This is a genomic window from Geomicrobium sp. JCM 19038, from assembly GCF_000698125.1.
Lineage (GTDB): Bacteria > Bacillota > Bacilli > Bacillales > Marinococcaceae > Geomicrobium_A.
In genome coordinates this window covers 109840-132575 of sequence record NZ_BAXA01000007.1, presented here as the reverse complement: position 1 = coordinate 132575, position 22736 = coordinate 109840, and the positions used below count along the sequence as shown (strand labels likewise).

Here is a 22736-nt window from a genome sequence, read left to right as displayed (position 1 = left end):
CATCACCCCTCCGTCATAGGTATGCTTATGAAACTGTAAAAACAACCGCTCAAATTCATCATACGTAATTTCTTCTTCTTCCAAAGTTCCTCAGCATTTTCAAGAATCGCTTGCGTTGATTGAATCCAATTTAAATAGAGCTTTTCTTGATGAATGGCGTGCGAATAGACTGCTGATGCCATAACGATTCGTTTTTTTACGGCTTGTCGTTCACGAATGCTTGCCGAAGTATCGTCTAGAAACTGCTCCATTTGTTCAATCTTTTCTTTCTGTTCACGCTCAAAGGTTTGCAATTGAAACAATACATCCTTAAGAGGCAATTGATCCATGAAAAAAGCTTGCATCAGAAATGGATCTTTTCGTTTCGGAAGGGTTGGAGCTGACTAAGCCATCGTATCATTTCCGCTTTCCCTGATTCTGTAATCTGATACAACTTCTTATCTGGCTTCCCGACTTGCGTAACAAGCCTACTTTCAATTAAACCTTCATTCTCTAACTTTGCTAGTTCAGGATAAATTTGCGAAAGGTTCGAATGCCAAAACACACTAACAAACCCATCAAACTCCTGCTTTATGTCGTAACCACTCGCTTCCCACGTCGTTAATAACCCAAGTAGTCCGTGCCTTAAACTCATTGTATGTTTGTCTCCTCTTTTCCACCGATCCCAATTCTCGGGAAAGTAATCACACCCATTGCGCCTGTCACGATAAGAATTGTTGCCATAATGGCGACCGTCTCTGTTATCGTCAGTGTACTTAACAGCCAGCCACTAATCAAGATACTAGGAAGCATCATGCCATTTGAAACTAAAAAAAACATCGTAAACATTCGTGTGTAATACGCGGGCTTCGACCATTCTTGAATTAACGTGACGGTTGTCACTTGAAAAAGACCGAGTGCAAACCCTTGAATGACGAAAAAAGGCAAGAGCACAGGAAGAGAATTAGCAAATCCGACCGCTATAAATGTTACCGCTAAAAACAAAAATGGAGGAAACAACAGCCATTTACGTTCAAAACGCTTCATCAACCTCGGTGCAAAAAAAGCTCCTAACGTAATACCTACAATATTACAAATGCCGATCCAGGCCATATTCTCCACGCCAAGATGCAACTCGTCAGTTAGAAAGTGAATAAGAATAAGCTCAAATGCCGTTGCAATTAACATTCCAATGGCTATGAAGGTGTAAAGCATCCGAAACTGTTTTGAAGACCAAACTTCTCTTAATCCCGCTCGAATTTGTTCAATTAATCGTTCACTCCCTTGATTAGTTGCGGGACTTTTCGGAATTTTAATCGTACATAACGTTGCGATGAGTAATGCAACAATGGCAGCAATAAGCAACACTTCGACTGGAAATTGAAGCGCTAAAACAAATCCAGAAACTGCTTGAGCAACGATTCGCAGGATTGTGATCGACATTTGGAATAACGCGTTTGCTTTCGGACGATGATCACGATTCACGAATTGCGGAACGAGCGCTTGACTTGACGGTAAGAAAAATAAATCAAAGATGCTCAGTAACATAAGCAAAACGAAAAGAATTGGTAATGAAACTGATGACAAAAACAAAGTTAGTACAATGACAATGATTGCTCGTATACTGTTTGAAAAGCGAATAACCCGTTTCAAATTCTTTCCTTCAATCCATGAGCGATCGGTAAAGCTAGAAATAATAAAGGTGCGTAATACGCGACATAAAACCAAGTAAACATTGAAGGATCACTTACCCGAGATTCCATTTCCTTAAGCAAGGCAAAGAATAAAACAGCATCAGCAAAAATCGTTAACAATCGATTTCCATAGATTGCTTTAAACGCCGGGGTCCACATCTGCTTCACCTCATATATAAATTACCATATATAAATATTTATATATGATAATTTATATAAAAGCAATAAAAAAAGCTACACAAAACGAAAAAGATCGTTTCGTGTAGCCCTACTTTAGACATGAACTCCCTCTTCTACGAGAGAATGAATCGGCTTTTTGACGGTTGCAACATCAATGTGGATCCCTTGAATATTCTTTGTAACAATCTCTTCTGTTTCATAGCCAAGACGTTGGTACAACACCATATTACGATCAACTGCCGTTCGGACACGGCACGATACTGACTGTTTGCCTAACGTTTTAGCTTCAGCTTCTAGTGCTGTAATGAGCTTTTTGGCATAACCATTCCCTTGATTCTCTGGTGGTACAGATAATCGGAAGAAATATAAATCATCATCACTAATCACATAACGAAGCATGGCGACCGGTTTATCCCCCTCCATACCGATTAACGCTTTCTCTCCACCGTTCAATCCTTCACGAACCGAATCAGGTGTTTCTAATAAAGCGCTTGAAGAAGGTGTTGCGTGTTTATATTCAGCAAATGCATCATGCATGAGCGTGCATACGATTGTTGCGTCATCTGGTGTTGCGTAGTAAACGTTCATCTTGACCTCCTGAAACTTTGACTTTTTAGCAGAAAATCATTGTAAAACATACAAGCCTAGCTGAAAAGTCATCTGGAAATAGTCAGAATAGGAATTTGTTTACGATTCAACGTCTACATCTACATCTTCTACATTTTCGTCATCGGCGGTTTCTGTACCTTCATCTTCCTCTTCAATCTCAAACTCTTCAATCTCGCCGAAATCATCTTCAACCGTCAAGTTCGTAAACGACAGAACTTGTAGAATGTTCTCCTCAGTGTCAATGACAGTCGCTTCAATTTCATCACCATCTTGAATGAAAACGGCATCTGCCGATTGTGTAATATCGAATTCGAGTACACGACTTTCTCCTTCAACGAGTACTTGCAAGTATTGATTGTTAAACGGATCACTTACACGGTACACATTGCCGCTAATCTCCATTTCATCGTACACATCTGTCGGTACATAGTCGTCTGCACCTAGATTAGCAGCGAGCATTTGACGATACTCTTGGAATGCACCTTCTCTTGAAGAGGCATGAGCAATGTTACCTGTTTCTGCATGTACCATCGCCATTTCCCTCATTAGACCGTTCTGGTCGACGACTGGAATCACCCATGTGTACTGATCATACACAGAATATAAGACAGGCTGAGTTCCTCGCCATTGTTCACGGATGAATGATTTATTTACGACTTCTTGTGCTCCCCGCGCATTTAAAAGGCCTGAAGAACCTGTATAATAGGTCGCCTCTCCCGTTTGCGCATTGATCATCGTAAACCCAACCATCGTATTGGACTCTTGGTTCGGTCTCGTATGATCAATCATCCAGTACATATCATCGTCTGGTCCTAAGACACCAATCATCTCTTCATTACTCGTCGGTTCATGAACACCTTCTTTCGTGAAATAGGCGTTCAATAAACCGTTGCTATAACGTCCGAACCAATCCGCATATTGAAGTGCAATGCGGTAGTCAATGGCATTATCAATAAACTCCGGTTGCTCTCCAAGATCAAAGCGTTCCGTTTCTCCGGTAACAGCATCGACTAGAATCACACCGTCGGCATTTGGACCTGTACGATAGTAATCATAGTACGCATATGAATACGCATAATACGGATGTCCATCATCATCTGGCTCAAAAGAATAACCAATTAAAACGACGTCTTCATATTGCTGACGAACGTGGCGTTCTAAGTTCTCACCAAAGAATGCACTTGGAACATACTTCATGTCATGTTCACTAATCAATCTCGCTTCGGCGTTCGGATCTTCTGCACTGACCATAATGTATCCTGGAGCGGAATCGGCTCTTAACCAACGCCAAATGTTCGCATATTCAATCGGTGATACCCAATACAATTCATCATTGATCTTTTGAATGCTTGATTCTCCTAGATCATAAAAAGAAAAGTTGTCGATATTACCGAATACAATTTCAGATTTATACCTCGCATACGTATACGGCACGGCACGAACTGCTTCTTCTGTAACAGATTCGATTTGTTCATCGCTCGTTTCAATGTTCCCTAAGTTGGATAATTGTTCTGTCACGGTTAGTGGAAAAACAACATTCATAAACAATAACCCGGCAAATAAAATACTACCGATCGTCGTCGACGCATTCGTAAAGGCCAGCCTCGCTTGTTGCTTGACCTCTTCAGGATTACGAGGAACTTTTGCTGCCCCTAAAAACAGTCCTGATATCATGAGATTTAATGCGACGATCCACCCAAAGGAGTTAAGCAAGCCACTCCAAGACAAATCAATTAAACCAAAATAAATAATATAAATGCTTATCCCAAGACCGAGTAAGTAACGTATACCTTGAAATGCAAACCAAGCTTTTGCATTCCGTCTCAGGCCATATTTCCAAGCTTTAGGGTTTAATTCAATTGTCGTTAAACCCATAATTAAAATCCAAATATACATCATTCTGTTGTCCCCCTACATGTTGTCACTTAATACATACGTACAACATGCTTTAAAGATTCAGTTTCTAGCCATTTCCCGGGAAATAGATCATTTATTGTTCACTATCTACGGCGCTCCCAGTAATTCTCGTCTTTGTTACCTTTCCTAATTGCACGTATGCTTCTGCTTTCATTACGCTTGGTCTTCCCATTGCTTCTCCTTGATGAACTTGAAACGCATGCCAACCTTCTTGGTACGATTCTGTTCCATTGTCGATTAAATACGCACTTAAAGCGGATGCTGCTACACCGGTTGCTGCATCTTCTTTGAACATTCCTCGACTTGGGAATTGCCTTGCGTAAATCTCACCATTTGCTTCGATTACAAACGGGTAAAAACCCGTAGTTTCATAAGCTTCACATAGATCCCACAACCGATTGTAATCAGGGCTCAGAGCTTGTAGAACCTCATTGTTTTTTAGTGGAATGATTAATTTTGATCGTGACGTTGATCCGATTTGAATAGGGAAGTCATCCCTTAGATCTTCCTCAGTAATCATCAAACTTTCACAGATGTCTTGAATCGTTGGTACGTTTTCTTGAGCACTGAACGAGTTTTGCTCAACCTGAACTTCTTTGTTTTGATTCCAAGTAACTTCGATCGTTCCTGCTTTTGTTTCAATCGATGTATGTTCACCAGTTATTCTCAAATGTTCAATTAAGCTAGTCGTCGCAGCAATTGTTGCGTGTAAACAAAACGCTTTTTCTACTTCTTTCGTAAAAAAACGATATGCATATGAACCTGTTTCAGTTCGGTCGACATAAACGACATCCTCATCACATTTACTTGCAAATGTTTGTTTTTGTAACTCGGTCCATCGTTCGGTATCTAAAACAACGCGGCAAGGGTTACCTCCATGCTCTCCTTTAGAAAAAACCCTTTTAATTCCTTGTTCCATCTGTTGTTCGTCTCCTTTCTAACAGCGAAAATTGTCGAAATCAGTTATATTATCTTTTAAATCCACGATTTAGCTAGATTTTTCTAATACGATCATCTAAACTAAACACACAGAAGTTAACCGAACGTTTCACGCCTGAAGCTCCCCCTTGCTTCGGGCTTTTTTAATGCTCAAAGAAAAAGCGACCGCATGGAGAGCGATCGCTAACTTCTTATCCTTGGTTAATCAATTGATCGTATTCTTCTGAAGTTAATAGCTGTTCAAGTTCTTCTGGCTTCGTTGCTTCAATAACAACCATCCATGCTTTCTCATATGGAGATTCATTTACAAGCTCTGGTGAATCTTCTAGGTCTTCATTGATTTCAACGACTTTACCACTGATCGGTGCGTAAAGCTCTGAGACCGTCTTTACAGATTCAACACTTCCAAAAGGTTCGTTTACATCAAGTACGTCTCCGACCTCTGGCAATTCAACAAATACGATATCCCCGAGTTCATCTTGAGCAAAAGCTGTAATTCCTACACGGTAATTTCCGCTTTCTTCTTTTACCCACTCGTGCTCTTTTGAATACTTCAATTCTTTTGGCGTTGTCATGATTTCAACCTCCCATTGATAAGTAACCGTAACGCTATCTTACCATTTTCCTAAGATGTCTGGTGATACATTCCCCAAATATTGCTTCCAATGTTTTTCGAATTCATCTTCTTTAAATCCTACCGTTACATGATGCCCATCCGTTACAATTGGACGCTTCACTAACATTCCATCAGAGGCGAGCCAGTCGATAATCGTGTCTTCATCCGCATCAGGTAGTATGTCTTTCAGTCCAAGTTCTCTGTACTTCTTTCCACTTGTGTTAAACAACTTCTTCCATTCTAAACCACTTAGTGCTTTAATTTCTTGAAGCTCTTTACGTGTTGGAGGCTCTTCAACAATATGACGTTCTTGATAAGAGATCTCATTTGCATCAAGCCAATTTTTTGCTTTCTTACACGTTCCACACGGTGGATATGAATACATCGTGAGCATAAAGACAATTGCCTCCTTACAAATAACATTCCTCTACATTATACGATAAAATGCTACTCGTTTATACAAAGATCAATCGTCACTCTTTGCAATCATTTTGTACAAAATCTCTTCAATCAGTTGTGGCACTTCAATAAAAGCACTTTTTGCATGCAACGTTCTGTCGATTTATGAGCATCCTTACCGAGCGGACCGACGTTAAGAACAGGTGCATTTAGTTTAGACATTAAATTGAAAGGAATCGAGTATGACCAGTTGAACCCCGGTGTATTTCGTTCATAAGAGGCATCATTTCTTGCATGCTTATAGGCAAGATAACTCAGGTCACTAATCCCATTAAAGTAATTTAAGTGCGTGACTTCTCTGTCGAAACGTTTCTGTGAAGTGGTACGAATCAATTCAATAACCGGCTCAATGTCCGCCTTTTTTGAACGAACAGCTGGATAATAAGGAGGTGAAAAGTACGTAATGACGACAGGCGCAAGTTCATCACAACGAAGTAAAATCTTATCAATGATCATTGATGCTTTAGCACGATCATCATAAGACTCATTCGAAAAGATCTCTTGCTGCCACTCTGTAAGTAGTTCCTGTCCGTGCTTTTCTTGCGCATAAATTAACAGTTCATCAAAGTTCATCACTGTCGTTTTAGGTAAGCCTATGTGTTTCGCACGTTTATTTAACGTATCAACCGCTACAACAACCTCTTCTCTAAAAATTCGTTCGATATCAAATGCACTTCGTTCAAATAAGAAGACATTAAACAAAGACGTTGAACGGTACGGTGTCTTTACAGAATAGGACTCTTGCAAGTCTTTTTGATAAAGTGCTACTGGAAGCGGCGTTTCTTCACCATCAACTTGCTCTCTAAACCTTTCATTATACTCAATTTGACTCGTTATTTGAGAAAGCATAAACGTAGACGTTAATCCACTTAATGGCTCTCCGACGTGCGTCTCAACACCATAACAAAACACACTAGGCATGATTTTACCGATTGAGCCACTATACACATAAAACTGCTCGTCCCCAGGCGTTTGCGTAAACACAGGTTCGCTATTTAAAAACAATTCGTAGTCAAGGTTATGAGATGATTTCAAATCGTATAAGTATTCGACTGCAGCACGCATCCCCGCTGAATTTACTTCCTCATCTGGCACGGTAAGTAAAACGAGATTTATTGGCCAAGATTCTTTGATCGCTTTCTCCAGAATGGAAAGTTGAATGACCAGTCCAGCTTTCATGTCCATGGCGCCTCGTCCAAATATGTAATCACCTGTTTGAATGTCTTTTAAGATGCTACCGTTAAATTGATTCTCGTGATTGTGGAACCATTCGGTAATTTGCTCAATATCAAAAGCAATCGAATCCAGTTCTCCATAATTCTCGACACTAACGACGTCAAAGTGACTCATCATGACGACCGTTTTTGTAGCATACTCGTGCTTATACAAAGCAGTAAGGAATTCAGCAGACTGTGGTGACTCTCCTAAATGAAGGTAGTCACGGTGCTGATTAAAATAATCCAATTGCAACAATCGATTGTATAAATGTTTCGGAAAAAGCTTTTCACTTTCCGTACCTGTAATACTCGGAATTGCCACTAATTCCGCTAGCAATTGTTTCTTTTGTTCAAAACTTGTAGTATTCATAAGCCACCTCCACCAGTTGTCTACTGTGATTGTACGGAAGGTTTGTAATTTTAACAATACTATAATAGCAGATTTTCTACCATTTGATCTAACTTCATCGAATTTGTCATTTCAGTTCGTCTACTCGTTTGTTGAGAGGTGTCAGATGGAGTGCTTTGCTCACTATATATTCTTGCTATGTCGTCAAATTATCATCAACTGTCTTGAAAAAAACTCACATAACAGCTTTTATGTGGGCTTTTTTCTCGTTTTGTGGGGATTTCTGTTGTTCCCCTTAGTACTTGTTAAAGATTCAAACATAGATCTAGTTGGCCTCCTTTGGATCTAACCAACTCATTTGCGAGTAATACGTGACTTTTTTGCCTGATTGCTTTGCATACGTAATTTCATTGCTCGTTGAATCTCCGATATACCCTGTAGGATCAATAACCATAACTTCATCAGCAAGATCAATCTTTCTCAAAAGAATTTCCTCAAGCATTCTTAATTGATCATTACTAATTTCAATTCCTTCACATTGTTCAAAGAAACCAACACTAATCACAGCATGTCCTTCAAGTGTGAGCATCGCATTTGCATGGTCGAATTGTTGTTTAAATTTTGTTGATCCACAAAGTGTGATAACTTTTATCATGTTTATCTCCTTATGATTTGATTAGTTATTCGAACAAAACGAAAACGCCCACCTCTTACGAGATGAACGTTTTCTTTCTTATACGACGTACTTTTTCTCTTGAACGATTCGCTCAGCGATTTCGCGCTTCAATTTGATGACGTTGTCTGGTGTACGACGCGTTAATTTACGTACCATTGAAAGCATTGTGCGAAGTGTGTCGCCTTCTTCCATGTGGATCAGTGACTCTTTCGCATCCGCTTCAATGTTTTGTAATCCTTCTTCTACGAGTACTTTCGTATAAAGAAGTTTTAGCGTTTCACTGTCTGCACCATTCTTCTCAATCGCTTTCTCTGTACGGGCAATGGCAGCTTCCATGTTATAAATTTCGCTAACCATGTCTGCCACGTTTAGAAGAAGCTCTTGTTCTTTGTCGAGTTCTTTTCCGTATTTTTGAACGGCTGAACCTGCACCCATAATCACGAGTTTCTTCGCATTTTGGAGCATATACTTTTCTTTTTCAAGCGGCGCATCGCCTGGCTCTTCTGGCATCATAGCATTAGTTCTTCTTGAAGTCCCATGGCTTTCTCTAAGAATGGAAGTTCACCCTTCATCGTCTTACGTACGAGAGTACCTGGTACGAGTAAACGATTGATTTCATTCGTTCCTTCAAAGATACGGTTAATACGAGAGTCACGATAAATTCGTTCTACTTCGTATTCAGCCATAAATCCGTAACCACCGTGAATTTGAACCGCTTCATCTGCACAATAATCAAGTGCTTCTGAACCGAAGAATTTGTTTAATGAACACTCAATTGCATACTCTGCAATCGCCTTTGCAACTTTTTCGCCATCCGCTTGCTCTTCATCTGTAAGGTCACCGAGATTCTTCTCAAAAAGTCCACCTGTACGGTAAATCGAGCTTTCGAGGGCATAAGCTTTTGTCGCCATTGATCCGAGTTTCTCTTGAATCGCTGTGAAGTTTGCAATTGGTGTCTTGAATTGCTTACGCTCACTTGCATATGTCGCTGCAAGTTCGATTGTACGCTTCACACCGCCAACACAACCAACACCTAACTTGTAACGACCAACGTTAAGAATGTTAAACGCGATCACGTGTCCGCGTCCGATTTCTCCGAGTACGTTTTCTTTAGGAACCTTAGCATCTTCTAAAAGCAACGTACGAGTAGAAGATCCTTTAATCCCCATCTTCTTCTCTTCAACACCAGTTGATACACCGTCGTAGTCGCGCTCAACGATAAAAGCTGTAAACTTGTCGCCATCGATTTGAGCATAGACAACAAACACATCAGCAAATGCAGAGTTCGTGATCCATTGCTTCTCACCGTTAAGAACGTAGTGTGTACCTTCTTCGTTCAAGATCGCCGTCGTTTTTGCTCCAAGTGCGTCAGATCCCGAGCTTGGCTCTGTTAACGCATACGCTGCGATTAGCTCTCCTGAAGATAGTTTAGGCAAATACTTTTTCTTTTGGTCTTCATTACCGAAGAAAACGATCGGTAAGGAGCCAATCCCAACGTGTGCACCGTGGCTTAGACCGAACCCGCCAGCAAGTGACATGCTTTCTGTAATTAAGCTTGAGCTAATCTTATCAAGACCAATTCCATCATACTTTTCTGGTACGTCAGCACCTAGAAGTCCAAGCTCTCCTGCTTTTTTAAGCAATTTCACAGAGTAATCAAATTCATGATTCTCGATGTGGTCAATGACCGGATAAACCTCGTTATATACGAAATCTGAAGTTGTTTTTGAGATCATCTTGTGCTCATCTGTAAAGTCTTCTGGAGTGAACACATCTGTTGTTTCAACATCTTCTAGTAAAAACCCGCCGCCTTTGATGCTCGTTTTTAACGCTTCTGCCATTGTAAATTCCTCCTAGTTAAGTTTTGTTTATAGTAATTCAAACACTCCAGCAGCACCCATACCGCCACCGATACACATCGTTACAACACCGTATTGCTCATTGCGACGCTTCATTTCGTGAATAAGTGAGAGTGTTAATCTCGTTCCCGAACAGCCGAGCGGATGCCCGAGTGCAATCGCGCCACCATTCACGTTTACTTTGCTATGATCAAGTTCTAATGAACGAATAACTTGAAGTGACTGGGAAGCAAAGGCTTCGTTAAGTTCAAATAAACCGATGTCCTCAAGCGACAATCCAACATTTTTCAATACTTTAGGAATCGCTTCAACAGGTCCAATTCCCATAACTTCTGGGCGAACACCGGCAACCGCCATTCCTAAAAACTTCGCCATTGGCTTTAAGCCATCGGCTTCTGCTTTTTCACGGTCCATTAACAGGACTGAAGCTGCTCCGTCACTCATTTGTGAAGAGTTACCTGCTGTTACACTTCCCTTTACATGAAAGGCTGGTCTTAGACCTGAAAGCGTTTCTACTGTTGTACCAACGCGTACGCCTTCATCTGTATCAAACGTTACCGTATTCTCTTGGAACTTATTGTTTGCATCTACGTAACGCTTTTTCACTTCTAGTGGTACGATTTCATCTTTGAATCGACCCGCTTCAATGGCTGCGGCTGCCCGTTTATGACTTTCTACGGCAAAAGCGTCCTGGTCTTCACGGCTTACACCGAATTCGTTCGCCACTTGCTCAGCTGTGTGCCCCATCCCCATGTAATATTCTGGAGCATTTTCAACAAGTTTTGCGTTTGGTGCAATGACATGCCCACCCATCGGGATCAAACTCATTGATTCTGCCCCGCCTGCAAGGATCGTATGTGCATGGCCGAGCATGATTTTCTCCCCTGCATAAGCAATGCTTTGAAGACCTGAGGCACAGTAACGATTAATGGTTACCGCGCCTGCAGTATTGGGTAATCCTGCAAGACCGGAAATGTTCCGTGCCATGTTCATACCTTGCTCGGCTTCTGGCATCGCACAACCGAAAATGACGTCTTCAATTTGACTTGCATCAAAGTCACCTGCGCGCTTTAGCGTTTCTTTTACGGTTTCTGCTGCATAATCGTCTGGACGCATCTGTGCAAGCGTCCCTTTTTTCGCCTTGCCTACTGCGGTTCTTGCTCCTGATACGATCACCGCTTCTCTCATGACCGTTCCCTCCTTAATAGTGCTAGTTGCGTAATGGCTTACCCGTTTTTAACATGTGTTGCATTCTCATTTGTGTTTTTGGTTCTGCAATTAAGCTAAGGAACGCTTCGCGCTCGAGATCGAGCAAGTATTGCTCATCAACTTCACTGTTCTTTGGAACACGACCACCAGCAATGACGAACGCGAGTTTTTCTGCAATTTTAAAATCATGATCACTAATTTGACCGGATAGTTTTAATCCTTCTGCACCAAGTCGCATCGTTGCATAGCCCGTTTCTCCAACAACTCGTACCGGCTGCTTAACTGGAGGGCGATAACCTTTTTCAGCAAGTTCCATTGCTTTTCGCTTTGCACTCCATGTTACTTGACGATAGTTGGCAACGATGTCATCACGGTCAGCCAAAAATCCATTTTCTTTCGATTCTTGTGCTGATGTACCGACTTTCGCCATCGCAATCGTTTCGAACACTTTATTTGCAATTGGTTGTAAATCCGTACCTTTCGGAACATTCTCAATCGATCTTAGGTACAATTCTTTATTTCCGCCGCCCCCTGGAATGAGGCCTACACCGACTTCAACGAGACCCATATACGTCTCACTTGATGCTTGGATGCTCGCAGATGGCATACAAATCTCAGCACCTCCACCGAGTGCCATTTGGAATGGTGCGGTTACGACAGGTTTTTTGCTGTAGCGAATGTTCGATGTCATCTGTTGGAACTTACGGATCACAAGATCCAACTCATCAAATGCAAAGTCTTGCGCTTCCATAAGCATCATCATTAAGTTAGCGCCAACACAGAAGTTTTTGCCTTTGTTGGAAATGACGAGACCATCATAGTTCTCTTCAACTTCTTTGATCGCTGTATCCATCATTTGAATAACATCAAGTCCGATTGAGTTGTTCGGTGATGTAAATGTAAGTCCAGCAATGCCATCGCCTAAATCTGTGAGAACCGCTCCAGCATTCTTCTTAATTACGTTCGACTCATTTTTAATGAGTACACTAACGTCGATGTCTTTCTCACTCTTAGGCAAGGCTACGTACTCACCGTTTTGATAAAACTTTCCGTCTTTTGTATAGAAAGAATCATGCCCACTCGAAAGCATTTCCTTCACCCAAGCCGGAACGGTTTCGCCTTCTGCTTCCATTTTTTCGACTGATTTCTTAACACCGATTGCATCCCAAACTTCAAACGGTCCAAGCTCCCAACCGAATCCCCACTTCATGGCGTTGTCAATTGCCACAACATCATTTGCAATTTCTGACATCTTCTCTGCAGAATAGATCAGACTTTTCTTTAAAGTACCCCAAGTAAATTGACCCGCTTTATCATCTGCATACGTAAGTGTCTGCAATTTAGCAGCCTTTCCTTTTGCTTGCTTTGCCATTTCAACTGAAGGGGACTTTAACTTGCTTCCTTCGCGGTATTCTAACGTTTCAGGATCTAGTTCAAGGATTTGTTTGTCCTTGCCTTTGCCTTTCTTCATATAGAAACCTTGACCGACCTTTGCACCAATCCACCCTTTTTCGGTGATTTCTTTCATAAATGCTGGAGGATCAAAGACTTCCTTTTCTTCTCCATCAACTTGATCGTATACATTTTTAGCAACGTGCATAAACGTATCTAAGCCAACAACATCAAGCGTTCTAAACGTTGCACTTTTTGGACGACCGATGAGTGGACCTGTAATTGAATCAACTTCTGAGATCGTTAGTCCATGCTGTTCCATTTGTTCAACAGAAACGAGCAATCCATACGTACCAATGCGGTTCCCGATAAAGTTCGGTGTGTCTTTTGCTTCGACGACACCTTTGCCTAACATATCTTCAGCAAACGCTTTCACAGATGCCAATACGTTAGGGTCCGTATCTTCTGTCGGAATGATTTCAAGTAAATGTAAGTATCTTGGAGGGTTGAAAAAATGCGTTCCTAAAAAGTGCTTTTTAAACGAGTCGGAACGTCCTTCAACCATTGCGTTTACAGAAATTCCAGACGTATTGGAACTAACGATTGTTCCTGGCTTTGTATGCTTTTCAACCTTTTCAAACAATTGTTTTTTTACGTCTAAGTTTTCTACAACGACTTCAATAATCCAGTCAACTTCGCCTAGCTTGTGTAAATCGTCTTCAAGATTTCCAACTTCTATTCGCTGTGCATTTTCCTTTGAAGCAAGTGGTGCAGGCTTTTGCTTAAATAACTTCTGCTTACTCGTTACTGCCTGACGATTACGAACTTGTGGATGATCTAGCGTAAGCCCTTTTGCCTTTTCTTCATCTGTGAGTTCTTTTGCAGGCAAGTCCAGCAGTAGCACGTTTATTCCTAGGTTTGCTAAATGGGCAGCAATCCCTGAACCCATTACACCTGAGCCGAGTACCGCTGCTCGCTGAATGTGCGTCGTCATAATTGTCCTCCTCATTTGAATGAATACTCATTCATTTCACTCTGAAAATAGAAGAGCACTTCCATTTGTTAAGATGCCCTCTAAATGTTGCAATTAATAAAATTGTATTTATATTCTCTTACTATACTATATAAGATTTAAAACCATCTGACAACTATAAAATGAATTGCCATTCATTTTTATTTATAATGCTTCGAATAGAACGTTGGACATTCGGTGACGATAAGATTGAAGAAATTTAAAAGGAGAATGTTCTTAATGAATATGCAACCAAATTCGAATCAACCTCAAAACCAACAATCCGCCCAATCAGCCAATACGATACACCAACCACCTGTAGTCATTACGACAAAAGACCAACTGTATTTATCTGATATGTTGAATTGGAATTTAACAGCTGCAAAAAAGGCTCACTTTTATGCGCAACATGCCATGGAAGCTGATGTGAAGACGAAATTTGAGCAAGTCGCCCAAATGCACGAAAACCATTACAACCGCCTAATGCCTTATTTGCAAATTCAAGGAGCTAAACAATGACTAAAATCCAAAACCCCAAGACACAAGTTCCAAATACGAAGGAAATGAATGACAAAGACTTTATGACAGACTTACTATCAACAGAAAAATATATGACAGCATCCTATGGAACAGCAATGAATGAAGCGAGCCATAAAGCGCTGTACGATGAGATTGCAAGCATCAGTAAGGAATCACAAGATTGCCAGCGTGATCTTTACAATCAGATGTTCGAAAAAGGCTGGTACTCTCTTGAACCTGCTCCTGAACAAGCAAAACAACAAGCTTATCAAGAATATTCAACGTTAAGTTCAGAACTTCCATCTGGACAGATGCCTCACTAAAACGTCGGGGTGAGTAGGACTCATCCGACGTTTCTTGTTCATTTTCAAAATGAATGAGTGTTGACTCAAAGACCGGTTCATCTTCAATTAATTGTGCTTTACGGTACACTTCACCGATATTTTCACAATAAAAAGTTTCACCCACAAGTTGTTCATACGCATATTGATCGACAACGATGCAATTATCATACGTTGTTTCTTGAATCGTAAGCTTATACGTCGCTGGTCGAACCCGATAGGAATACGCAGCATCATCCCATTGCTGATGATCTAGTATGATAAATGATTCACCTTCTGGTTTGTATTCGGTATACCGAACTCCTTGAACGAGCGTGCGATCGATTTCATACAATTCCTCACTAACATGAACGCCATTTATTGATTGGTTCACGGCAAGTTGATTTGCATTTACTGATGTTATGGTGCGCTCTTTCGTGTGGTTGTCTTCAAACTCGTACGTCGCATAAAGGGTTTCTTCTGGAAAGTAATCTGTAAAATCAATCTCTTCAACCGACCGTTCTTTAAGATCTACGATGACTGTTTCTGCTTTTGAATACGTGACTAAGAATACAACAGCTACAAGAAGCTTTATCATAACGATCATGTTCGTCCCCCTTCTTTACTATGTATTCAAAGAAACGGGCGCCCATTCAACTTAAATTGAATAGGCGCCCGCTTTAGTCAAGTTAGGAGACTTCTCTATTAAACTGTTTTTACACGGCTGTTGCTTAATTGCTTGATCGTCGCTGCAAGTAAATGCGTCCGTTCAACTAAACTTGGGATCTCTAAATATTCGTCCGAACTATGCGCCCCTCCACCAACAGGACCCATTCCATCAATCGTCGCAACGTCCATCACACTCGTAAATGAAGCATCCGAACTGCCTCCTGTTGCTACTTCGGTCACTTGTACGCCAATTTGTTCACCAGTTTGTTGTATTAATTGAAACAACTCTTCAGTTTTTTCCGTTCTTTCCATCGGTGGCCTCGTCAAATCTCCTGAGACCGTCACCTTCGTACCTTCCAGCTCTGACTCTTCACACATGGCTTCAATCGCTTCAGTCATTTGTGGTCCTTGATCGAGTGTAGAAATTCGCACATCAATGAACGCACGAGCATGCTCAGCGACCGTGTTTACCGTTGATCCCCCTTCAATGACCCCGACGTTTACTGAAATTCCCGCTTCAAGGTTTGATAATTGATGAAGAGCAATCGTTTTGTGAGCCAATTCTTCAATGGCACTTCGACCTTCTTCTGGATTAATCCCTGCATGTGCCGCTTTTCCTTGAACGTCCATCGTAAAACGCCCGCCCCCTCTTCTTGCAGTGACGAGAGAACCGTCTTTTCGTGCAGGCTCCATCACGAGTACCGCACGCTTATCCTTAGCGTAGGACTGAATCAGTTCTTTAGACGAAGTTGCACCAATTTCTTCGTCACTTGTGAAAAGAATACCAACGTGCTGTAAAACGTCCGTAGAACCTTCTTCAATTAATGCTTTTATCGCGTACAAAGAGGACACGTGGCTACCTTTCATATCAACAACACCAGGTCCGTATGCAACGTCGCCCTCAATTCGAAACGGCCGTTCTTTTACAGTTCCAGATTTAAAGACGGTATCCATATGTAATAGTAAAAGGACCGATGGTGTAGTTTCTGGAAATGAAAAATAGCGATGGTTTCCACGGTTAAGAGATTCATGTTCTTCTTCAATCATCCCGATGCTTTCAAATGCACTCTTAATCATTTTGCCGTACTCATCAATGTCTTCTTTGTCATAAGACCCACTATCTTGATTCACAAACGTTTCAAGCGTCTTTAACATGTTCGTAAGCTCAGCTTGTAAATAAGACTTCATCGTTCCCATCCTCCTGTTATGATCCAACTTCATTTAAAAAAAAACAAAATGTTAAAAAAATAATTAGCGTTTCCCTATTTAATCCAATAAAGAGGAACGCTTATGAACAAGAATACACTACTTTTGATTAGTTGGTAAATGGATGACTACAATAAACCTGCGCTTGTAATAACGCCAATCTCTAAAACTATTACAAGCTGAATTGAGCATCCTTCATAAAAAAACCAGTTTGTCACAACTAAGTTCTTTGCGACAAGCTGGTCCAAAAAGTAGCTTACTAAGCGATTTTGCTCGTCAACGACTTCAAATCTTTCTGATCAATCTAAAATGAGCGACTTCTGATTCACAACCTTCATCGAATCTGTCCTAGCGGATTGCTCCTTCTAAGCGCAGTATTTTATCTATAGATCGACGGTATGATCTTTGTTTTTACTTGCTCTCTTTACGAGCTTAATAATCAACGGGTAAGAGAATGATAATAATGTAAGTAATGCCAACACAATTGTAATCGGGGAGGCGAAAAGCATATCCACCGGCTGGTCGTAGATGACAAGTGCTCTTCTTAAGTTTTGCTCCATCTCTCCGCCTACGATGAGCGCAAGAATTAACGGAACAACAGGATAATCCAATAAACGCATGAACAGCCCGATGACCCCTGCGATAATTAGAATATAGAAATCAATCGTGCTATACCCTAGCGTGTACGCACCGATAAACGAGAGAACGAGAACAATCGGATAGAGTACTTTCGGTGGCGTCTTCAAGATCTTCACTAGAACGCCCACCATTGCAATGTTGATAATCACAAGAATGATGTTCCCAATAAACATACTATTAATCAGTGTCCATACTAGATCAGGGCTGTTTTCAAAGAGAAGTGGCCCCGGCGTAATACCGATCATTACCAATGCCCCGAGCATCACTGCAGTTGTTCCCGAACCCGGTATTGCCATCGTCAACATCGGAATGAGTGAGCCGACTGCTGCTGAACTGTTTGCAGATTCTGGAGCAACTAATCCTTCAACGGCACCTTTCCCAAACTGCTTCTTATTCTTAGAGATTTGTTTCTCCGCACTATAAGCAAGAAGCGATGAAATTGTCCCACCTGAACCTGGCAATACCCCGAGGAAAAAACCGATCGGTCCGCTTCTTAGAATTGGAGCGAGGGAACGCTTCCATTGATCTTTCGTAAACCATTTATTCCCAATCTTGCTACTATCAACGTCTTTAGGTTGCTTGTTGGCGAACATATTGTACAAGACTTCACCAATGGCATAAATTCCGATAATGATGACGACAAAACTGATTCCCTCTGTGAAATGAGGAATGTCAAAGGTGTGTCGATGCACACCGGATTGCAAGTCAATACCGATCGTGCTAATTCCAAGGCCTAAGAACATCGTTATGAATCCTTTTATCATGTTCCTATCGAAAGGGCGACCACAGCCGATAAAGCAAAGAAAAAGAGAAATAAATATTCGGCTGGTCCGAAGTTCAATGCGAAATTCGCAAGCGGAATAGCTAAGAAAATAAATCCAAAAATCGCCATCACACCGCCGATTAACGAGGCCATTGCCGCAATGGACATCGCTTGACCGGCTTGACCGTTTTTGGTCATCGGATACCCGTCAAATGTCGCCGCAATCGATGACCCATCTCCTGGCGTATTAATTAAGATCGAACTTCTTGATCCTCCAAACAATGCCCCGTAGTAGATCGCAGCCATTAGAATCAATGCACTAACAGGTTCCATACCAAAGGTTAAAGGAATTAAAACTGCCACTCCAGTAGCCGGACCTAACCCCGGGAGTATCCCTACAATCGTACCGAGAATTGCTCCAATAACGAGCCAAAGGAGGTTAATCGGTTGAAGGGCTGTCCATAATCCATCTAAAACAAAACTCAAATCCATACCGAAATCCTCCTTTACGGTAGACTAATTTCTAATAAATAGCTGAACACGTACCAGCTGCTCCCTGCCACGACCAATGTCACGATGATGTTTAGTAGCCACTTCTTTTTCCCATTTAAGAAAAACATAATTGCAACCAAGAAAATGACTGTGGACAAAAAGAAGCCGAGTCGTTCGAAAATGATCGTATATAACAAACACAGCGCTAAAATAACACCTAACGTAAACAACGTTTCCTTTTTTAGTAACGCTTTCAAATCTTCATTCTCTTTACCGAAATGATGGCGTGTCTTGATTAAATCAATCACTGAAAAAAGAAATAAACCTACGCTCACGACGAGCGGGAAATACATCGGTCCGTATGGATTGCCTAGTTGCGCATGTGGTAATTGCAAAGTAAGTATTGCGAGCGCTAAACTAACAACGATAAAAAATATTGGCAATGATAGCCGAACGGCATTCATGGCGACTCCTCTCTACGGGGATAATCCCGCCTGTTCAATGATTTCTGCAAAAAATTCCTGCTGCTCTTCAAAAAACTGACCAGTCTCACCACTGCTCATGTAAAAATCTTCAAGATCGTAATTGTCCAAAACCGTCTGCCATTCATCGGTCTCCACCATGCTGCTCAGCCACTCGTCCCATGCCTCCACTTCATGTTCAGGCATATCCGCTGGTCCCATGATGCCTCGCCAGTGTGGGAACACCATGTCGATCCCTTGTTCTTCCCATGTAGGAATATCCGGAAAGCTGTCTAATCGTTCCGGTGACGTAACCGCTAATATATCGATCTCGCCCACCTCATACTGATCAGAAAGGTCAGACATTGAATTACTCGTTACGTCAATGTGTCCCCCAAGAAGCGCATTCATAATGTCGCCACCGCTGCTGTATACGAGAAATTGTAGCTCCGTCGGATCTACCCCGGACTCCACAGCTGCTTGTACAAATGCCAAATGATTCCCACTACCAAGAGACGGGCTAACTCCAATCGTGAGTGATTGAGGATCTTCTCTTAGCTGATCCATCAACTCAGTACCGTCAGAGAAGCCCGCATCACGATGTGTTGCTACAGCTAGCCACTCTGTTGAGAGCATTGCTAATGGTGTGAAGTCTTCGTGAGTCAGGTCACTTTGATCCAAGAGGTTACCGGTAACGAGTAAGCTGGAGTTAACAGCGGCAAAATGTCCGTCTTGTTGATTTAAGTACTGCCAACCTACTTCTCCACCTCCGCCCGGTTTATTTACAACTGTAATGTCCTGGTCGACGGAACCATCGGCATTCATAGCCCGCTGGATTGATCTTGCTGTCATATCCCAGCCACCTCCAGGTGTTGCCGGTGCGATGATCTCAATGGCTTGTTCAGGAAAACTTTCAGGTGAAGAGCCTGAAGTATTCGAACAGGCTGCTATAACTAGAAGGACACTGCACATCATCGCAATTTTTTTCCACATCGTATAAAACCTCCCCATCAAGTAAACGCTTTCAGATCTCGATGATAATGAATATATCACCGGTAGTAACCCGCTACAATATTTAGAATTTTTATTTCTTTTTGTCCTTTATGACCATCGCTTTAAAATTAAAAAAACTTCAGCATGAATTCGCTGAAGTCCAGGTCGTCATGACGTAAGCACGTACTTACGCTCAGGTCTTCCTATAACGCCGTAACTCAATTGCGTTTTTGCTTTGCCGGATGACACCAAGTGTTCCAAATATCTTCGTGCCGTCGTTCGAGAGACGCCCTCTTTTCTGCACGTCTCTTCAATCGTTAAGCCGTCAGATGCTCGGCTTAGTGCACCTGCAACTTTGTTCAACGTAATTGAGTCAATCCCTGTCGGAAGCTCCTTTTCAGAGAAAGCGTGACCCGTATGTGTTAAAAACCGCTTTGCATCGCTCTCTGAAAACGTCGATGATTGCGAAAACCATGCGCGATGCTCTTTATATTGTCGCAATGCGGTTTGAAACCTTATTTTCGTTACCGGTTTAACTAAGAAATCATAAACGCCATAGCGCTTTGCAATAAGCAAATCATCGCGACGATCCGACGCCGAAACGACGATTATGTCTGTGTCCGGGTATTGAGTACGAATGTGCATCATCAAACTCGTTCCTCTTTCATCCGGAAAGTAGATATCTAGTAGGATTAGATCGACTGTGTTCTGTTTCAAAGATGCACGTAATTCTTTGCCGTTTAGTGCTTTTGCAGTCACAACAAACCCTTCCATTTCTTCCACATACGCTTCATGAATGCTTGAAACACGAAAATCATCTTCTGCTATAACCACATTCATCATTTCATCTTCCCTTCTGCTCTTTTTGGAATGATTAACGACACACTCGCTCCGCCAAGTTCAGAGTCTGCTATTTCTAGTGAACCATTGTAACGACTTAATTCTTTTTCAACATTAAAAAGACCATAGCCTCTTCCTTCACCCTTAACGGAGTACCCCTGTTTTAAGACCTCTGATTTGTAATGATCCGGAATTCCCTTACCGCTGTCCTCAACATCAATGACAATATCATCACCTACATCCGTCATAAAGATCAATATTTTCTTTCGCTTTTCGTCAACGACTGCATCAATGGCGTTGTCGATCACATTGCCGAGCATCGTTGTCATTGAAGAAATGGGAATATGCGTAGGCTCTAAAGAAGAATTGTCCTCAATGATGATTGTAATATTTTTCTCTGATGCTTTCCCCATTCCCGCTAAAAGGATCGCTTGTATCCCAGAATCTTGAATTAGGTTAAGCTTTGGTAAAAAACGTTCCGTCACGACGGCTTCTTCCTCGATGAATCGAATCGCTTCCTCATACTGTTCAAGTTGTACTAAACTCATGATTACATACAGCTTGTTTTTAAACTCATGGGTTTGCGCCCGAAGACCGTCCGCGTAGCTTTTCATTTGATCAATGGTCTGCTGTAGCAACCTCATATCTGTTTTAGATCGAAAACTGCAAATAGCTCCCGTTAATTGCATATTCGTGTACATCGGGCGCAAATTCGCAATCAGAGGGTGTCCTTTGAAAAAACGTTCCTCATCATATAAGTACGCTTCACCGTTGATCACATCCAACAGCCCCAAATCACGCACGAGTTTGTCTTCGTCATCATGATGTTGAATTAGCTTGCGTGCTGATGGATTGATCAATGTTACTTCTTGTTTCGTATTTATGGCAATAATGCCTTCTTTTACAGACTCAAGCATGGCTTCTCTTTCCGTAAATTTACTCGCAATCTCCGCCGGCTCAAGCCCAAACGTATCCTCACGAATGTTACGGGCTAACAAACTGATGCCCAACACTAAAACGATAAGACTTACAATCGCTACGAAACCAAGTCGCATAAATTTATCCGTAATTGAAGTCATCAAAATATCTCTTGGGTATTCTACCTTCACTGCACCGACTAAGCGCTCACCATTGAAATCCACTTGTTGATAGATGGGCGCAATAATTTGGATATGCAATTGTTCAGATTCGTTCTGATAAGAGCCATACATTAGCGTTCGTGCATACTCGACCTCCGCTACTTCTTCACCACTGCTTTTTGCTTTAATGTTATGCGCATACGTACCGTCATCATTGACGACTGAAATGAGAGGGTGTTGAACTTGCAGACGAATACGTTCAATTTGTCCTTCAAGCTCGTCCGTTTTTTCATTAACAATGGCGTCAGCAATTGCAGGCATAAAACTGATCGTATTCGCTGTTTGCCTTGCCAACTGCTCATACTCATCTCTCGTATTTTCAATTTCAAATGAAGCAAAGGCAATGACAAAGATTGTAAATAAGAATGACGACAGGACCGTTGAGAACACTAGCATCCGCGTTTTAATTTTCCATTTTTTTATCACATGGTCCCCCTTCACTCTGCAGACTTACGAAGATATGGTTATGTAGAAAATGACCGCAACCCACTATCCCATATAAAAATTGTTGCAGCATTTACGGTCCTCCTCGATATTGAGGACTATACAAGGCCATCAATAACGACGCATTGCTGATTCATCTAACCA

Annotated in this window: 20 protein-coding genes and 2 pseudogenes; 2 read left to right on the top strand and 20 right to left on the bottom strand. The window is 41.6% G+C overall.

Annotated elements, in window-relative coordinates:
* Nucleotides 1-2: 2 nt before the first annotated feature.
* From JCM19038_RS20820 to JCM19038_RS10610, 14 genes and pseudogenes are all read right to left on the bottom strand, one after another.
* Nucleotides 3-344 (bottom strand): hypothetical protein, encoded by a 342-nt coding sequence (locus JCM19038_RS20820; RefSeq protein ID WP_052361472.1) that lies wholly within the window; start codon nt 342-344, stop codon nt 3-5.
* Entirely contained in the window at nt 344-634 is a 291-nt protein-coding gene (locus JCM19038_RS10670) for a PadR family transcriptional regulator (RefSeq protein ID WP_052361470.1), read from the bottom strand. The genes JCM19038_RS20820 and JCM19038_RS10670 overlap by 1 nt, the downstream gene beginning before the upstream one ends.
* Entirely contained in the window at nt 631-1632 is a 1002-nt protein-coding gene (locus tag JCM19038_RS10665) for an MFS transporter (RefSeq protein WP_042417663.1), read from the bottom strand. Before JCM19038_RS10665 ends, JCM19038_RS10670 begins: the two co-directional genes overlap by 4 nt.
* A complete protein-coding gene (locus JCM19038_RS22835) occupies nt 1629-1832 on the bottom strand; it encodes a hypothetical protein (RefSeq protein WP_042417660.1) in 204 nt (67 codons plus the stop codon). Before JCM19038_RS22835 ends, JCM19038_RS10665 begins: the two co-directional genes overlap by 4 nt.
* Before the next feature lie 114 nt (nt 1833-1946).
* A complete protein-coding gene (locus JCM19038_RS10655; protein ID WP_042417657.1) occupies nt 1947-2441 on the bottom strand; it encodes a GNAT family N-acetyltransferase in 495 nt (164 codons plus the stop codon).
* Nucleotides 2442-2540: 99 nt separating this feature from the next.
* Nucleotides 2541-4361 carry a hypothetical protein gene (locus tag JCM19038_RS10650; RefSeq protein ID WP_042417654.1) on the bottom strand — a complete coding sequence of 607 codons (1821 nt, stop codon included), beginning with the start codon at nt 4359-4361 and terminating at the stop codon, nt 2541-2543.
* Nucleotides 4362-4452: 91 nt separating this feature from the next.
* Nucleotides 4453-5298, bottom strand: a complete 846-nt coding sequence (locus tag JCM19038_RS20815) for a PhzF family phenazine biosynthesis protein (protein WP_052361469.1) — start codon at nt 5296-5298, stop codon at nt 4453-4455.
* 211 nt (nt 5299-5509) lie between these two features.
* Nucleotides 5510-5893, bottom strand: coding sequence for a glycine cleavage system protein GcvH (gene gcvH, locus JCM19038_RS10640; protein WP_042417650.1), 384 nt, complete (start codon nt 5891-5893; stop codon nt 5510-5512).
* A 39-nt stretch (nt 5894-5932) separates the two neighbouring features.
* The gene (locus JCM19038_RS10635; RefSeq protein ID WP_042417647.1) at nt 5933-6328 is read right to left on the bottom strand and encodes an arsenate reductase family protein; all 396 of its coding nucleotides are present in this window, start codon (nt 6326-6328) and stop codon (nt 5933-5935) included.
* Nucleotides 6329-6444: 116 nt separating this feature from the next.
* Nucleotides 6445-7980, bottom strand: a complete 1536-nt coding sequence (locus tag JCM19038_RS10630) for a M20/M25/M40 family metallo-hydrolase (protein WP_052361468.1) — start codon at nt 7978-7980, stop codon at nt 6445-6447.
* 304 nt (nt 7981-8284) lie between these two features.
* Nucleotides 8285-8614, bottom strand: coding sequence for a hypothetical protein (locus tag JCM19038_RS10625; protein WP_307190005.1), 330 nt, complete (start codon nt 8612-8614; stop codon nt 8285-8287).
* Nucleotides 8615-8692: 78 nt separating this feature from the next.
* Nucleotides 8693-10476: pseudogene (locus JCM19038_RS10620) on the bottom strand (acyl-CoA dehydrogenase family protein).
* A 27-nt stretch (nt 10477-10503) separates the two neighbouring features.
* Entirely contained in the window at nt 10504-11682 is a 1179-nt protein-coding gene (locus tag JCM19038_RS10615; protein ID WP_042417645.1) for an acetyl-CoA C-acetyltransferase, read from the bottom strand.
* A 22-nt stretch (nt 11683-11704) separates the two neighbouring features.
* The gene (locus JCM19038_RS10610; RefSeq protein ID WP_042417642.1) at nt 11705-14089 is read right to left on the bottom strand and encodes a 3-hydroxyacyl-CoA dehydrogenase/enoyl-CoA hydratase family protein; all 2385 of its coding nucleotides are present in this window, start codon (nt 14087-14089) and stop codon (nt 11705-11707) included.
* 258 nt (nt 14090-14347) lie between these two features.
* Between JCM19038_RS10610 and JCM19038_RS10605 the strand changes: the two genes are divergently transcribed.
* Together JCM19038_RS10605 and JCM19038_RS21820 are read left to right on the top strand one after the other, a co-directional pair.
* Nucleotides 14348-14626 (top strand): hypothetical protein, encoded by a 279-nt coding sequence (locus tag JCM19038_RS10605; protein WP_238554379.1) that lies wholly within the window; start codon nt 14348-14350, stop codon nt 14624-14626.
* Nucleotides 14623-14949 (top strand): spore coat protein, encoded by a 327-nt coding sequence (locus JCM19038_RS21820; RefSeq protein ID WP_042358724.1) that lies wholly within the window; start codon nt 14623-14625, stop codon nt 14947-14949. The genes JCM19038_RS10605 and JCM19038_RS21820 overlap by 4 nt, the downstream gene beginning before the upstream one ends.
* Nucleotides 14950-15651: 702 nt before the next feature.
* On the opposite strand, the gene JCM19038_RS10595 is transcribed toward JCM19038_RS21820, so the two are convergent.
* From JCM19038_RS10595 to JCM19038_RS10570, 6 genes and pseudogenes are all read right to left on the bottom strand, one after another.
* Nucleotides 15652-16803, bottom strand: a complete 1152-nt coding sequence (locus tag JCM19038_RS10595; protein ID WP_042417829.1) for a M20 family metallopeptidase — start codon at nt 16801-16803, stop codon at nt 15652-15654.
* Between the two features lie 401 nt (nt 16804-17204).
* A pseudogene (locus tag JCM19038_RS10590) lies at nt 17205-18715 on the bottom strand (tripartite tricarboxylate transporter permease).
* A 14-nt stretch (nt 18716-18729) separates the two neighbouring features.
* Nucleotides 18730-19179: a tripartite tricarboxylate transporter TctB family protein gene (locus JCM19038_RS10585; RefSeq protein ID WP_042417636.1), complete on the bottom strand. Its 450-nt coding sequence runs from the start codon at nt 19177-19179 to the stop codon at nt 18730-18732.
* A gap of 12 nt (nt 19180-19191) precedes the next feature.
* Nucleotides 19192-20169 carry a tripartite tricarboxylate transporter substrate binding protein gene (locus tag JCM19038_RS10580; protein ID WP_042417633.1) on the bottom strand — a complete coding sequence of 326 codons (978 nt, stop codon included), beginning with the start codon at nt 20167-20169 and terminating at the stop codon, nt 19192-19194.
* A gap of 168 nt (nt 20170-20337) precedes the next feature.
* Entirely contained in the window at nt 20338-21009 is a 672-nt protein-coding gene (locus JCM19038_RS10575) for a response regulator (protein ID WP_193745110.1), read from the bottom strand.
* The gene (locus JCM19038_RS10570; RefSeq protein WP_042417629.1) at nt 21009-22574 is read right to left on the bottom strand and encodes a sensor histidine kinase; all 1566 of its coding nucleotides are present in this window, start codon (nt 22572-22574) and stop codon (nt 21009-21011) included. Before JCM19038_RS10570 ends, JCM19038_RS10575 begins: the two co-directional genes overlap by 1 nt.
* Nucleotides 22575-22736 lie beyond the last annotated feature (162 nt).

Coding starts and splice junctions, on each gene's coding strand:
- gcvH (WP_042417650.1), bottom strand. CDS start 5,893: ATGACAACGCCAAAAGAATTGAAGTATTCAAAAGAGCACGAGTGGGTA.
- JCM19038_RS10635 (WP_042417647.1), bottom strand. CDS start 6,328: ATGCTCACGATGTATTCATATCCACCGTGTGGAACGTGTAAGAAAGCA.
- JCM19038_RS10655 (WP_042417657.1), bottom strand. CDS start 2,441: ATGAACGTTTACTACGCAACACCAGATGACGCAACAATCGTATGCACG.
- JCM19038_RS10630 (WP_052361468.1), bottom strand. CDS start 7,980: ATGAATACTACAAGTTTTGAACAAAAGAAACAATTGCTAGCGGAATTA.
- JCM19038_RS21820 (WP_042358724.1), top strand. CDS start 14,623: ATGACTAAAATCCAAAACCCCAAGACACAAGTTCCAAATACGAAGGAA.
- JCM19038_RS10615 (WP_042417645.1), bottom strand. CDS start 11,682: ATGAGAGAAGCGGTGATCGTATCAGGAGCAAGAACCGCAGTAGGCAAG.
- JCM19038_RS10610 (WP_042417642.1), bottom strand. CDS start 14,089: ATGACGACGCACATTCAGCGAGCAGCGGTACTCGGCTCAGGTGTAATG.
- JCM19038_RS20815 (WP_052361469.1), bottom strand. CDS start 5,298: ATGGAACAAGGAATTAAAAGGGTTTTTTCTAAAGGAGAGCATGGAGGT.
- JCM19038_RS10595 (WP_042417829.1), bottom strand. CDS start 16,803: ATGAAGTCTTATTTACAAGCTGAGCTTACGAACATGTTAAAGACGCTT.
- JCM19038_RS10650 (WP_042417654.1), bottom strand. CDS start 4,361: ATGATGTATATTTGGATTTTAATTATGGGTTTAACGACAATTGAATTA.
- JCM19038_RS10575 (WP_193745110.1), bottom strand. CDS start 21,009: ATGAATGTGGTTATAGCAGAAGATGATTTTCGTGTTTCAAGCATTCAT.
- JCM19038_RS10670 (WP_052361470.1), bottom strand. CDS start 634: ATGAGTTTAAGGCACGGACTACTTGGGTTATTAACGACGTGGGAAGCG.
- JCM19038_RS10585 (WP_042417636.1), bottom strand. CDS start 19,179: ATGAATGCCGTTCGGCTATCATTGCCAATATTTTTTATCGTTGTTAGT.
- JCM19038_RS20820 (WP_052361472.1), bottom strand. CDS start 344: ATGCAAGCTTTTTTCATGGATCAATTGCCTCTTAAGGATGTATTGTTT.
- JCM19038_RS10605 (WP_238554379.1), top strand. CDS start 14,348: ATGAATATGCAACCAAATTCGAATCAACCTCAAAACCAACAATCCGCC.
- JCM19038_RS10580 (WP_042417633.1), bottom strand. CDS start 20,169: ATGTGGAAAAAAATTGCGATGATGTGCAGTGTCCTTCTAGTTATAGCA.
- JCM19038_RS10625 (WP_307190005.1), bottom strand. CDS start 8,614: ATGATAAAAGTTATCACACTTTGTGGATCAACAAAATTTAAACAACAA.
- JCM19038_RS22835 (WP_042417660.1), bottom strand. CDS start 1,832: ATGTGGACCCCGGCGTTTAAAGCAATCTATGGAAATCGATTGTTAACG.